14 protein-coding genes are annotated in these 13,018 nt (G+C 66.1%); 9 read left to right on the top strand and 5 right to left on the bottom strand.

Going from position 1 to position 13,018, the window contains the following annotated elements; translation table 11 throughout:
• Nucleotides 1–3 precede the first annotated feature (3 nt).
• The 3 genes from WKW77_RS08725 (at nt 4) to argG (ending at nt 2,399) form a co-directional block, all read left to right on the top strand.
• Nucleotides 4–591, top strand: coding sequence for a hypothetical protein (locus tag WKW77_RS08725; RefSeq protein WP_340356463.1), 588 nt, complete (start codon nt 4–6; stop codon nt 589–591).
• Between the two features lie 126 nt (nt 592–717).
• Nucleotides 718–1,041 carry a pyrimidine/purine nucleoside phosphorylase gene (gene ppnP, locus WKW77_RS08720; RefSeq protein WP_340356462.1) on the top strand — a complete coding sequence of 108 codons (324 nt, stop codon included), beginning with the start codon at nt 718–720 and terminating at the stop codon, nt 1,039–1,041.
• 14 nt (nt 1,042–1,055) lie between these two features.
• Entirely contained in the window at nt 1,056–2,399 is a 1,344-nt protein-coding gene (gene argG, locus WKW77_RS08715; protein WP_340356461.1) for an argininosuccinate synthase, read from the top strand.
• A 98-nt stretch (nt 2,400–2,497) separates the two neighbouring features.
• On the opposite strand, the gene murB is transcribed toward argG, so the two are convergent.
• Nucleotides 2,498–3,550: a UDP-N-acetylmuramate dehydrogenase gene (murB, locus tag WKW77_RS08710; protein ID WP_340356460.1), complete on the bottom strand. Its 1,053-nt coding sequence runs from the start codon at nt 3,548–3,550 to the stop codon at nt 2,498–2,500.
• Nucleotides 3,551–3,626: 76 nt separating this feature from the next.
• Between murB and WKW77_RS08705 the strand changes: the two genes are divergently transcribed.
• Both WKW77_RS08705 and WKW77_RS08700 read left to right on the top strand, forming a co-directional pair.
• Complete coding sequence (locus WKW77_RS08705; RefSeq protein WP_340356459.1) at nt 3,627–4,112, top strand: YajQ family cyclic di-GMP-binding protein; 486 nt, start codon at nt 3,627–3,629, stop codon at nt 4,110–4,112.
• Between the two features lie 73 nt (nt 4,113–4,185).
• Nucleotides 4,186–4,761: a retropepsin-like aspartic protease family protein gene (locus WKW77_RS08700; protein ID WP_422823165.1), complete on the top strand. Its 576-nt coding sequence runs from the start codon at nt 4,186–4,188 to the stop codon at nt 4,759–4,761.
• On the opposite strand, the gene WKW77_RS08695 is transcribed toward WKW77_RS08700, so the two are convergent.
• The 4 genes from WKW77_RS08695 to WKW77_RS08680 all read right to left on the bottom strand — a co-directional run bounded on the left by WKW77_RS08695 (nt 4,758) and on the right by WKW77_RS08680 (nt 7,456).
• On the bottom strand, nt 4,758–5,111 hold the full coding sequence (locus WKW77_RS08695) for a RidA family protein (RefSeq protein ID WP_340356457.1): 354 nt from the start codon (nt 5,109–5,111) through the stop codon (nt 4,758–4,760). The two genes, WKW77_RS08700 and WKW77_RS08695, sit on opposite strands and share 4 nt — an antisense overlap.
• Nucleotides 5,112–5,120: 9 nt before the next feature.
• Entirely contained in the window at nt 5,121–5,756 is a 636-nt protein-coding gene (plsY, locus tag WKW77_RS08690; protein ID WP_340356456.1) for a glycerol-3-phosphate 1-O-acyltransferase PlsY, read from the bottom strand.
• A gap of 52 nt (nt 5,757–5,808) precedes the next feature.
• Nucleotides 5,809–6,300, bottom strand: a complete 492-nt coding sequence (locus WKW77_RS08685; protein WP_340356455.1) for an aminoacyl-tRNA deacylase — start codon at nt 6,298–6,300, stop codon at nt 5,809–5,811.
• A 94-nt stretch (nt 6,301–6,394) separates the two neighbouring features.
• Complete coding sequence (locus WKW77_RS08680) at nt 6,395–7,456, bottom strand: aldo/keto reductase (protein ID WP_340356454.1); 1,062 nt, start codon at nt 7,454–7,456, stop codon at nt 6,395–6,397.
• A 72-nt stretch (nt 7,457–7,528) separates the two neighbouring features.
• On the opposite strand from WKW77_RS08680, the gene WKW77_RS08675 reads away from it, so the two are divergent.
• The 4 genes from WKW77_RS08675 (at nt 7,529) to pepN (ending at nt 13,005) form a co-directional block, all read left to right on the top strand.
• Nucleotides 7,529–8,446: an alpha/beta fold hydrolase gene (locus tag WKW77_RS08675; RefSeq protein WP_340356453.1), complete on the top strand. Its 918-nt coding sequence runs from the start codon at nt 7,529–7,531 to the stop codon at nt 8,444–8,446.
• A gap of 91 nt (nt 8,447–8,537) precedes the next feature.
• A protein-coding gene (prfB, locus tag WKW77_RS08670; RefSeq protein WP_340356452.1) for a peptide chain release factor 2 occupies nt 8,538–9,642 on the top strand; the annotation gives its coding sequence in 2 pieces (ribosomal slippage) (nt 8,538–8,618 and nt 8,620–9,642; 1,104 coding nt in all).
• Complete coding sequence (locus WKW77_RS08665) at nt 9,642–10,328, top strand: HAD family hydrolase (protein WP_340356451.1); 687 nt, start codon at nt 9,642–9,644, stop codon at nt 10,326–10,328. The genes prfB and WKW77_RS08665 overlap by 1 nt, the downstream gene beginning before the upstream one ends.
• Nucleotides 10,315–13,005 (top strand): aminopeptidase N, encoded by a 2,691-nt coding sequence (pepN, locus tag WKW77_RS08660; protein ID WP_340356450.1) that lies wholly within the window; start codon nt 10,315–10,317, stop codon nt 13,003–13,005. Before WKW77_RS08665 ends, pepN begins: the two co-directional genes overlap by 14 nt.
• Nucleotides 13,006–13,018 lie beyond the last annotated feature (13 nt).

Genomic DNA, 13,018 nt, shown 5'->3' with positions numbered 1-13,018 from the left:
GACATGAACACGAAGATGATTCGCAGGATTTCCGCCATTTCCGCGTTCGCCGCCGCACTCGGCGGCGCCGCCACGATGGCCCACGCGGAACAGGTGCAGGCCCGCGTGATCACCTCGTCGCCGATCACCGAACCCAATGGCAGCGTCAGCTACCACGTCACCTACGAATACGCCGGCCGCCAGTACACGACGCAGACCCGCACGCCGCCGGGCGCGAGCATCTGGGTCGATGCCAACAGCTACGGCATCACGTCGCCCGTTCCTGCGCAGCAGCAGTACGGTCAGCAGCAGTACGGTCAGCAGCAGTATGGACAGCAGCAGTATGGACAGGAGCCATACGGACAGCAGCAGTACGCGCAACCGCAGGCGCCCGCTCCCCAGAGCTGGGACAACGTCGTGCCCGAGCAGGGCGTGGTGGTCTCCGGCGGCGGTGCCGTCGCACCGGCGCCGGTCTATGGTCCCGCCCCCGTCTACGTGCAGCCGGCGGCCCCGGCCTACTACCCGGCCCCCGCTTACTACGCGCCGCCTGCCTACGCCTGGCCGCCGATCGGCATCTCGCTGGGCTTCGGCTACTCGCGCGGCTGGCGTTGAGCCCGATTGGCCGGGAGGGCCGGCCGGAAGCCTAAAATCACGGGCTTTCCAATCAACGCACGGGCGCGTCCTGCAAGGGGCGCGCCGCCGGATGCCCAGCGCAGCCGGCACCACGCCCTCCTATTCATGAGCACAACCGAATCCCTCCAGAACGTCTCGGTCACGACCAAGGCGAATGTGTACTTCGACGGCAAGTGCGTGAGCCATGGCCTCACGCTCGCCGACGGCACCAAGAAATCGGTCGGCGTGATCCTGCCGTCCACGCTCACCTTCAACACCGGCGCGCCGGAAATCATGGAAGGCACGAGCGGCCGCTGCGAGTACAAGCTCGCCGGCAGCGACACCTGGGTGGCCTCGGGCGTGGGCGAGAAGTTCAGCGTTCCCGGCAACTCGTCCTTCGAGATCCGCGTGAGCGGAGAGCCCTACAGCTACATCTGCCACTTCGGTTGAAACGGGATTCGAGCATGTCCACCATTCTTCAGAACGTTCCGGTCGGCCAGAAGGTCGGCATCGCCTTCTCCGGCGGCCTCGACACCAGCGCGGCGCTGCACTGGATGCGCAACAAGGGCGCCATCCCCTACGCCTACACCGCCAACCTCGGCCAGCCCGACGAGCCGGACTACGACGAGATCCCGCGCAAGGCGATGCTCTACGGCGCCGAGAAGGCCCGCCTGATCGACTGCCGCACGCAACTCGCGGCCGAAGGCATCGCCGCGTTGCAGGCCGGCGCCTTCCACGTCACGACGGCAGGCCTGACCTACTTCAACACCACGCCGCTCGGCCGCGCGGTCACCGGCACGATGCTCGTGTCGGCCATGAAGGAAGACGACGTCAACATCTGGGGCGACGGCAGCACCTACAAGGGCAACGACATCGAGCGCTTCTACCGCTACGGGCTGCTCACCAACCCGGCGCTGAAGATCTACAAGCCCTGGCTCGACCAGACTTTCATCGACGAACTGGGCGGCCGCGCCGAGATGTCGGCGTTCATGCAGAAGGCCGGCTTCGCCTACAAGATGTCGGCCGAGAAGGCCTACTCCACGGACTCCAACATGCTCGGCGCCACGCACGAGGCCAAGGACCTCGAGCACCTGAACAGCGGCATGAAGATCGTGCAGCCGATCATGGGCGTCGCCTTCTGGAAGGACGAAGTCGAGGTCAAGCGCGAAGAAGTGACGGTGCGCTTCGTCGAAGGCCGCCCCGTGGCGATCAACGGCGTCGAATACGCGAGCCTCGTGGACCTGATCCTCGAAGCCAACCGCGTCGGCGGCCGCCACGGCCTGGGCATGAGCGACCAGATCGAGAACCGCATCATCGAAGCGAAGAGCCGCGGCATCTACGAAGCCCCCGGGCTCGCGCTGCTGTTCATCGCCTACGAGCGGCTGGTCACCGGCATCCACAACGAAGACACGATCGAGCAATACCGCGACCACGGCCGCCGCCTGGGACGCCTGCTCTATCAGGGCCGCTGGTTCGATCCGCAAGCCATCATGCTGCGCGAAACCGCCCAGCGCTGGGTCGCACGCGCCGTCACGGGTGAAGTCACGATCGAGCTGCGCCGCGGCAACGACTACTCGATCCTGAACACCGAATCGCCCAACCTGACCTACCAGCCCGAGCGGCTGACCATGGAAAAGGGCGAATCGACGTTCTCGCCGGCGGACCGGATCGGCCAGTTGACGATGCGCAACCTCGACATCACCGACACGCGCGACAAGCTGAAGATCTACACGCAGACGGGCCTGCTCGTGTCGAGCCAGGGTGCGGCGCTGCCGAAGCTCACGAACGACGACGGCAAGGGCGAGTAGGTCGCCGGATCATCAGTCGGCAAACCAACAGAAAAGCAGGCCACGCGCCTGCTTTTTTCGTGCCCGCGGGAAGGCGAATGCCCTCCAGGCTCGGCCGCTCAGACGACTACCGGCTCGGGCTCCAGACGGATGCCGAAGCGCTCGTACACGCTGGTCTGAATGGCCTTGGCCAACGTCATCACTTCGCCGCCGGTCACCGGGTTTTCCTTGCCGCCCCGGTTCACCAGGACCAGCGCCTGACGTTCGTAGACGCCCGCATTCCCGACCGACTTCCCCTTCCAGCCGCAGGCATCGATCAGCCAGCCGGCTGCCAGCTTGATGCTGCCGTCCGCCATCGGGTAGTGAACGATCTTCGGGTCGCGCGCGATGATGTCCGCGCACTGCTCCGGCGTCACGGTCGGATTCTTGAAGAAACTCCCGGCGTTGCCGAGCACGCGCCAGTCGGGCAGCTTCGCACGGCGGATCGCGCAGATCCAGTCGAAGATCTCCATGGCACTCGGCGAGAAGTTGCCGGTCTCGCCCATCTTGCGTTCGAGGTCGAGATAGCCGAGTTCCGGCTTCCAGGGCCTGGGCAGGCGAAACCGCACCCGCGTGATCAACGCCCGTCCGGCAAGCCCGAAATCGTTCTCGCCGGCGCCGACGTGCTTGAAGACCGAGTCGCGATAGCCGAAGGCGCACTGCGCCGCATCGAGCGTGAACGAGCGGCCGGTTTCGATATCGATCGCGTCGAGCGAATGGAAGCGGTCCTGCAGTTCGACGCCATAGGCCCCGATGTTCTGCACGGGAGAGCCGCCCACCGTGCCCGGAATGAGCGCGAAGTTTTCGAGCCCGGGGTAGCCCTGTTCCAGGGTCCAGCGCACCGTGTCGTGCCAGATCTCGCCGGCGCCCGCCTCGACGATCCAGGCGCGCGAGGTTTCTTCCACCAGCCGCCGGCCCTTGATCTCGACCTTGAGCACCAGCGGCTTGACGTCGCCCGTCAGCACGATGTTGCTGCCGCCGCCGAGCACGAACTTGGGCGCCTCTCGCCATCTATCGTCCGCCAATAACGCAGCCACGTCGGCTTCTTCGCCGATGCGCACGAGATGCTGCGCGCGCGCGACGATGCCGAAGCTGTTGTGCTGCTGCAGCGGTACGTTGTGCTCCACGATCATGGGAGAATTGTCGCATTCGTACGCCGCGCGGCACTGCGTGCGGCCCTCTTTTCATTCTGTTGCTGCCGGAGCCTTCATGCCGTCTTTCGACACTGTTTGTGAACCCAACCTGCCCGAGGTCAAGAACGCAGTGGAGAACACCGCCAAGGAAATCGCCACCCGCTTCGACTTCAAGGGCACCGCAGCCGCCGTCGAACTCAAGGACAAGGAAATCACCCTGATCGGCGACGCCGAGTTCCAACTCGTGCAGGTCGAAGACATCCTGCGCAACAAGCTCACCAAGCGAAGCGTCGACGTGCGCTTTCTCGACAAGGGCGACGTCCAGAAGATCGGCGGCGACAAGGTCAAGCAGGTGTTCAAGGTCAAGAACGGCATCGAATCCGAGACCGCCAAGAAGATCCAGCGCCTCATCAAGGACAGCAAGCTCAAGGTGCAGGCGGCGATCCAGGGCGACGCGGTGCGCGTGACCGGCGCCAAGCGCGACGACCTTCAGGCCGCGATGGCGCTGATCAAGAAGGATGTGTCGGACCTGCCCCTGACTTTCAATAACTTTCGCGATTGAGCGCCGCGCCGTGAAACCGCTCGTTCCTGCGCTGCTCGTCGCGGCATGCGCCTTCGCGCATGCCCAGTCGGTCATGCTGACCGGCACCATCGGCAGCCGCGCGATCCTGGTCGTGGATGGCAGCGCGCCGAAGACCGTGGCCGTCGGCGAGACCTTCCAGGGTGTCAAGCTCGTTGGCCTGCAGGGCGACCAGGCGACCGTCGAGTCGGGCGGCAAACGGGTCTCGATTCGCATGGACACGCCGGTCAGCATCGGCGGCGGCGGCGGCGGCGGGGCCGGCGGCACGCGCATCGTGCTGCCCGTATCGAGCGGCGGCCACTTCCTGACGCAAGGCGCCATCAACGGCCGCACGGTCAGCTTCATGCTGGACACCGGCGCTACGGCCGTGGCGATGTCGATGGCGGACGCGCAACGCATCGGACTCGACTACACCAAAGGCACGCCGGTGCAGATGAACACCGCAAACGGGGTAGCGCCGGGCTATCGGGTGCGTCTCAATTCGGTGCGAGTCGGCGACGTCGAGGTCTATGACGTCGACGCGGTCGTCTCGCAGCAGCCGATGCCGTACATCCTGCTCGGCAACAGCTTCATCAGCCGCTTCTCGATGCGGCGCGATGCGGACCAGATGGTGCTGGAGAAACGGTACTAGGCCGCCGCGGCCGTCACCACGATCTCGATCCTGTAGCCCGGGTTGGCCATTGCGGCTTGCACCGTCGCGCGCGGCGGCGTGTTGCCGGCAGGGATCCAGGCGTCCCACACCTCGTTCATCACGCCGATGTCGTTGATGTCGGCCAGAAAGATCTGCGTCATCAGGATGCGCGACTTGTCGCTGCCGGCCTCGGCCAGGAGGCGGTCGACCATCGCGAGCACCTGTGCCGTCTGGCCGCGGATGTCCTGCGTGGTGTCGTCGGGCACCTGCCCGGCAAGGTAGATGGTGCCGTTGTGGACGGCTGTTTCGCTCAGGCGCGGGCCGACGTGAAAACGCTGGATGGATGCCATGGCGTGCTCCTATTTCTTGGTTTTCGAGCCGAGCTTCGACTCGGTGCCGGCGGCCAGCCGACGGATGTTTTCGCGGTGCCGCCAGATCAGCAGCAGGCTGATGGACACGAGCGACAGCAGCACCGTGAGATCCAGCGGCCATGCGATCCGGCCGCCGATCAGGTAGTAGGCCGGCGCAAAGAACGCCGCGACGATCGAGGCCAGCGACGAATAGCGGAAGAAGATGGCAACGATCAGCCAGGTGCAGCCGGTCGCCAAGCCCAGCAGCCAGTCGATCCCGACCAGCGCGCCCGCGGCCGTCGCAACGCCCTTGCCGCCCTGGAATCCGAAGAACACGGGGTAAAGGTGACCGAGGAAGGCCGCGAAACCGGCCACGGCCGCCGTGCCCTGCCCCAAACCCCAGTGGCTGCCATAGTGATTGACCACGAAGACCGGAACCCACCCCTTGAGCGCATCCAGCAGCAGCGTGGCCAGTGCTGCCCCCTTGTTGCCGGATCGCAGCACGTTCGTGGCGCCGGGATTCTTGCTGCCATAGCTGCGCGGATCGGCCATGCCGAGCGCCTTGCTGACGATGACCGCAAAGGACAGCGAACCCAGCAGGTACGAAAGAACGATCGCGAAGATCGCAGGAAGGTAGGAACTCACGGTGTCTCCGGGCCGGCAAACCCGGCGGCTCGCCTCCCATCGAGGCAGCCGGCTATTCTGCCAGCGCGCATTGCACCGGTTTCGCGTCGAGCAACCTGACGCACACCTGCGGGTCGATGCCCACCAGGTAGCCGCGCCGCCCGCCATTGATGGCGATGCGCGGCAGTTCGAGGATGGTCGATTCGATGTAGACCGGCATCGCGCGGCGCGTGCCGAAGGGCGAGGTGCCGCCGACCAGATAGCCGCTGTGGCGGTTCGCGACCTCGGGCTTGCACGGCTCCACCGACTTCGCGCCGATCTGCCGCGCGAGGTTCTTGGTGGATACCGTGCGGTTGCCGTGCATCAGCACGATGAGCGGCTTGGCGTCCTGGTCCTGCATCACGAGGGTCTTGACGACGCTGAACGGGTCGAGACCGAGCGCTTCGGCGCTGTGCTGCGCACCGCCGTGCTCGACGTATTCGTAGGGATGCTCGCTGAACGCGATGCCGTTCGCCCGCAACAACTGCGTTGCGGGCGTTTCCGAGACGTGCGTCTTCTTGGTCATGCGGCCGCCGCCGGGCCGCCCCAAGGCGGCCGCGCCGCCCCTTCGGGGGGTGGAGTTACACGCGCAAAGCGCGTGAAAAGCCGGGGGGCCTTTTTCACGCCGCAGGGTCGCGCATTTCCCAGCGGATCTTGTCGATTTCCGCCAGCAGTTCGGGGGACAGCGTGGTGCCCCAGGCGTCGAGGTCTTCGTCCAGCTGCGCCACCGAGGTCACGCCGATGATCGTGCTCGCCACCTGCCACTTGGTGTAGCAGAAGGCCAGCGCCAGCTTCGCCGGCGTCATGCCGTGCTCGCGCGCGAGCGCGTTGTAGCGGCGGGCGGCCACCAGCGCGTCGGCGCGGCCCCAGCGCTGCTTGCGCACCGACTCATAGCTGGAAATGCGCGCACCCTTGGGCGCATCCGGCCCTTCGGTGCCGCTTTGGTCGTATTTGCCGGTCAGCAGGCCGAAGGCGAGCGGCGAATAGGCCAGCAGCGACACACCCAGGCGGTGCATGGTCTCGTCCAGGCCGTTCTCCAGCGCGCGGCTGATCAGGCAATAGACGTTCTGCACCGTCGCCACGCGCGGCAAGCCGTGCTGCTCGGCCAGGCGGACGAACTCGTGGACGCCGTACGGGGTCTCGTTCGACAGCCCGATCGCCCGCACCTTGCCGGCCTTGACCAGCTTGCCGAGCGCTTCGAGTTGCTCGTGGATCGACGTGGCGGACCTTTCCTTGGTCGGGTCGTAGTAGATCGAGCCGAAGGCCGGCACGTGGCGCTCGGGCCAGTGGATCTGATAGAGGTCGATCACATCGGTCCTCAGCCGCTTGAGGCTGGCCTCGCACGAAGCGGCAATGTCCGCCGCGGTCATGCCGCTGCCTTCGCGCACCCACGGCATCCCCCGCGAGGGGCCGGCCACCTTCGTCGCCAGCACGATCTTCTGGCGCAGGCCCGGGTTCTTCGCGAACCAGTTGCCGATGATGGTCTCGGTGGCGCCGAAGGTTTCCTTGCGGGCGGGGACGGCATACATCTCGGCCGTGTCGATGAAATCGATGCCGCGTTCGAGGGCGCGGTCCAGGATCGCATGGGCAGTGGGTTCGTTGACCTGTTCGCCGAAGGTCATGGTGCCGAGGCAGATCGGCGTGACGTGGAGGTCGCTCTGACCGAGTTGGATTGTTTGCATGAATGGATCGTATCTCGCCGGTTCCGCGGGTGACAGTCTCAGGGGCGGCTTCGTTCGTATCATCCCGGCTCCATGTACCAAGCCCTCCGCATCTCCCGCAGCGAATTCGTCCCGGTTCGCAACCTGAGCTACCACGTGCGCCAGTGGGGCGAACCCACGCCCGACCGGCCGCCACTGGTGCTGCTGCACGGCTGGATGGACGTGGCTGCGTCGTGGCAATTCGTGGTCGACGCCATGCAGGACGAGCGCTGGGTCATCGCGCCCGACTTTCGCGGGTTCGGGCTCACGGACGGCGGCAAGGTCGACAACTACTGGATGCCGGACTACCTCGCCGATCTCGACTGGCTGCTCGACCATTACGCAGGCGACCGCTCCGTCGACCTGGTCGGCCACAGCATGGGGGGCAACGTCTCGATGCAGTATTCGGGCGTGCGGCCGCAGCGCATCCGGCGGCTGGTCAACCTGGAAGGCTTCGGCATGCCGGCGCTGAAGCCCGAGCAAGCGCCCGAGCGTTACGGCAAATGGATCGACGAGATCAAGCGCCTGCATCGCGGCGAAATGGACCTCGCGCGCTATCCGGCGGTCGACGGCGTCGCGCGCCGGCTCATGAAGACCAATCCGCGCCTTTCGCAGGACAAGGCCGACTGGCTCGCCGCGCACTGGTCGGTCGCCAGGCCGCACGCCGATGGCGGCGACCGCTGGGAAATCCTCGGCGACCCGGCGCACAAGATCATCAATGCGCACATCTTCCGTGTCGACGAGATGCTGGCGCTTTACGCCTCGATCACCGCGCCGGTGCTGGCCGTGGAGGCGTCCGACGACAGCCTCTCGCAATGGTGGAAGGGCCGCTATTCGCTGGACGAATACCACGAGCGCCTGAAAAAAGTGCCCGACGTGCGCATCGGCCGGGTGGAGGACGCCGGCCACATGCTGCATCACGACCAGCCTGCCCGCGTGGCATCGCTGATCGAGGAATTCTTCGCCGCTTGATGCCCCCTGCCGGCGTGCCGCCATGCTGGGGACCCGGCCTTGCCCGGCATGAGAAAATGTCCGGTTTTCCCGAACACCGTCAGGACACCCCATGGATGCAGAGCAAATCAACCAAATCGGCGCAACCCTTGCGGACCTGAGCGCCCGCACGGTCGATCTACGGAGGTATCTTTGACTACGATGCCAAGGCCGAACGTCTGAGGACAGTCAACGCATCGCTCGAAGATCCGAACGTCTGGAACGATCCCAAGAAGGCCCAGGAACTGGGCAAGGAAAAGAAGTCGCTGGACGACGTGGTGGTCACCATCGACCGGCTGACCAGCGGCCTCTCGGACAACACCGAGCTCTTCGAGATGTCGAAGGAAGAAGGCGACATGGACGGCCTGCAGGCCATCGCCGATGACGCCGCCAAGCTCGAAGCCGACATCAAGCAGCTCGAGTTCCGCCGGATGTTCAGCAACCCGGCCGACCCGCTGAATGCCTTCGTCGACATCCAGGCCGGCGCCGGCGGCACCGAGGCCTGCGACTGGGCCAGCATGCTCCTGCGCCAATACCTCAAGTACGCCGAGCGCAAGGGCTTCAAGACGCAGATCGAGGACGAAACCCCGGGCGACACCGCCGGCATCAAGAGCGCCACGATCAAGGTGGAAGGCGACTACGCCTTCGGCCTGCTGCGCACCGAAACCGGCGTGCATCGCCTGGTGCGCAAGTCGCCCTTCGATTCGTCGGGCGGCCGTCACACCAGCTTCGCGAGCATCTTCGTCTATCCGGAAATCGACGACTCGATCGAGATCGAGATCAACCCGGCCGACGTGCGCACCGACACCTTCCGCGCCAGCGGCGCGGGCGGCCAGCACATCAACAAGACCGATTCGGCGGTGCGACTCACGCACATCCCGACCGGCATCGTGGTGCAGTGCCAGGACGGCCGCAGCCAGCACAGCAACCGCGACGTCGCCTGGAAGCGCCTGCGCTCGCGCCTGTACGACCACGAGATGCGCAAGCGCATGGAAGAGCAGCAGAAGCTCGAGGACAGCAAGACCGACGTGGGCTGGGGCCACCAGATCCGCAGCTACGTGCTGGACAACAGCCGAATCAAGGACTTGCGCACCAACGTCGAAATCTCGGCGACGCAGAAGGTGCTGGACGGCGATCTCGATCCCTTCATCGAAGCTTCATTGAAGCAGGGCATCTGATGAAGGGGCCGATGCACAAGGTGGGCGCGTTGATCTTCGACATGGACGGCACCATGGTCGACTCGATGCCATGGCACGCCAAGGCGTGGGTCGAATATGGCGTGCGCAAGGGCCTCGCGATCGACGTGCCGGATTTCATGCGCCGCACCACCGGCCGCACTGCGTTCGAATGCGCGTGTGAGTTGATGGGCCGCGAAGTCACCGAAGCCGAAAGCGCCGAGATCACGCACGAGAAGGAATCGATCTACCGCGAACTCTTCGGCGCGCAGTTCAGCGAAGTGGCGGGCTTCAGCGCTTTCGCGAGGTCGGCGGCCGCACGCGGCTTGAAGATCGCGGTCGGCACCGCTGGCGACAGGCACAACATCGCCTTCACCCTCTCGAACCTGCGGCTCGATCCGCACCCGCACGCGATCGTCGGCGGCGACGAGGGCCTGCCGGGCAAGCCCGAGCCGGCGATCTTCCTCGAGGCCGCGCGGCGCATCGGCGTCGCGCCCTCGCGCTGCGTCGTCTTCGAAGACGCCCCCTTCGGCATCGAGGCCGCACGCCGGGGCGGCATGCGGGCCGTCGCCGTGTGCACCACCCACAGTGCCGCAGAACTCGCAGGGCCGCATGTCATCGCGGCCGTGCGCGACTACAACGAACTCGCCCATTCAAACTTCCTGGAGACATTCGATGCTGTTGCGTGATGCCCAAGACCAGCCCGTCGCGATCCGCCGCGAGGACTACAGCGCGCCTGCCTACTGGATCGACACGGTCGACCTCACCTTCGACCTGGACCCGGCCAAGACGCGCGTGCTCAACCGCATGCGCCTGCGCCGCAACCCGCAAGTCGCGCCCGAACCTCTTCGCCTGGACGGTGACGAACTGAACCTCGCGCGCGTGCTGGTCGACGGCCAGGGCGCGTCCTTCCGCATGGAAGCCGACCAGCTCGTGATCGACAACCTGCCGGACACCTTCGAGCTGGAGATCTTCACCACCTGCTGCCCGAACAAGAACACCAAGCTGATGGGCCTGTTCGTCAGCGAGGACACCTTCTTCACCCAGTGCGAGGCCGAAGGCTTCCGCCGCATCACCTATTTCCTCGACCGTCCGGACGTGATGGCGAGCTACACCGTCACGATCCGTGCGTCGAAGGCGGCATATCCGGTGCTGCTGTCGAACGGCAACCTCGTCGAGCAGGGCGAGCTGCCCGAGGGCCGCCACTTCGCGAAGTGGGTCGACCCCTTCCGCAAGCCGAGCTACCTGTTCGCGCTGGTCGCGGGCAAGCTGGTGGCACGCGAGCAGCGCATCAAGGCGCGCAGCGGCAAGGAGCACCTGCTGCAGGTCTACGTGCGCGCGGGCGACCTCGACAAGACCGAGCACGCGATGAACTCGCTCATCAACTCGGTGATGTGGGACGAGGCGCGCTTCGGCCTCTCGCTCGACCTCGACCGCTTCATGATCGTCGCGACCAGCGACTTCAACATGGGCGCGATGGAGAACAAGGGCCTGAACATCTTCAACACGAAGTACGTTCTGGCCAACCAGGCCACCGCCACCGACGCCGACTACAGCAACATCGAGAGCGTGGTCGGCCACGAGTACTTCCACAACTGGAGCGGCGACCGCGTGACCTGCCGCGACTGGTTCCAGCTCTCGCTGAAGGAAGGCCTCACGGTCTTCCGCGATCAGGAGTTCAGCCAGGACCTGTGCGCCGAGGCGTCCGCACGCGCGGTCAAGCGCATCGAGGACGTCCGTGTGCTGCGCACCGCGCAGTTCCCCGAGGACGCCGGCCCGATGGCCCACCCGGTGCGGCCCGACAGCTACATCGAGATCAGCAACTTCTACACCGTCACGATCTACGAGAAGGGTGCGGAGGTGGTGCGCATGATGCAGACGCTGGTCGGCCGCAAGGGCTTCGAGCGCGGCATCACGCTCTACTTCGAGCGCCACGACGGCCAGGCCGTCACCTGCGACGACTTCGCGCAGGCGATCGCCGACGCCAATCCCGATTCGGACCTCGCCCGCCTGCTGCCGCAGTTCAAGCGCTGGTACAGCCAGGCCGGCACGCCGCGTCTCACAGCGCACGGCGTGTACGACGCGGCCGCCCGCACCTACACGCTGAGCTTCGTGCAGAGCTGCCCTCCGACCCCGGGCCAGCCGGTCAAGGAACCCTTCGTCATCCCGGTCAACATCGGCCTGCTCGGCACGGACGGCCGCGAACTGCCGGTGCAGCTCGAGGGTGATGCCGAGGCCACCCAGGGCACGCGCACGCTGGTGCTCACGCGCGCCGGCGAGCAGCTGACCTTCGTCAACGTCGACGCCGAGCCGGTGCCGTCGATCCTGCGCGGCTTCAGCGCGCCGGTGATCCTCGACTACGAATACAGCGACGCCCAGCTGCTCACGCTGCTGGCCAACGACACCGATCCCTTCAACCGCTGGGAAGCCGGCCAGCGTCTGGCCTTGCGCGCTGCGCTGCACGCCATCGCAACGCCCGGCGACGCGCACGAGCCGCCGCTGAACCACGCCTTCATCGAGGCGATGCGCAGCGTGCTGCGGCATCCACAGCTCGATGCCGCGTTCAAGGAACTGGTGCTGACGCTGCCATCGGAAACCTACATTGCCGAGCAACTCGACGTGGTCGATCCGCAGCGCGTGCATGCGGTGCGCGAAGCGATGCGCGGCCAGCTCGCGACCGCCCTCTTCGCCGACTGGGAGCAGGCCTACGAGCAGAACCGCGACACCGGCGCCTACGCGCCTGACCCGGTTTCCTCGGGCCGCCGCGCGCTCGCGGGCATGGCGCTCGTCAATCTGTGCCTTGCCGCACGCACTTCAGGCGATGCGGTCTGGCCGGGCAAGACGCTGCAGCGTTTCAAGGACGCGGGCAACATGACCGACCGCTTCAACGCGCTCAGCGCGCTGGTCTCCTCGGGCCATGCGCTGGCGGCACAGGCGCTCGCGCGTTTCCACGAGATCTTCAAGAACGAGGCGCTGGTCATCGACAAGTGGTTCTCGCTGCAGGCCGGCGCGCCCGACCGCGGCGGCGACATCCTGCCGCTGGTCAGGCAACTCATGAAGCACCCGGACTTCTCGATCAAGAACCCGAACCGCGCGCGCAGCGTGATCTTCAGCTACTGCAACGCCAACCCCGGCGCCCTGCACCGCACGGACGCGGCCGGTTACGTGTTCTGGAGCGATCGCGTGATCGAACTCGACGCAATCAACCCGCAGGTCGCCGCCCGCCTCGCGCGTGCGCTCGACCGCTGGAGCAAGCTCGCCGAGCCGTACCGCAGCGCCGCGCGCGAGGCGATCGCGCGCGTGGCGGCACGGCCCGATCTCAGCAAGGACACCCTCGAAGTCGTCACTCGCGCCCTCGCGATCTGACCTCCCAAGGAAA

Origin of the sequence: Variovorax ureilyticus (genome assembly GCF_037889935.1) — a bacterium.
In the GTDB taxonomy this organism is placed as follows: domain Bacteria; phylum Pseudomonadota; class Gammaproteobacteria; order Burkholderiales; family Burkholderiaceae_C; genus Variovorax; species Variovorax ureilyticus.
Note: the sequence above shows the minus strand (reverse complement) of the source record. Positions and strands in the feature narration are given on the sequence as shown.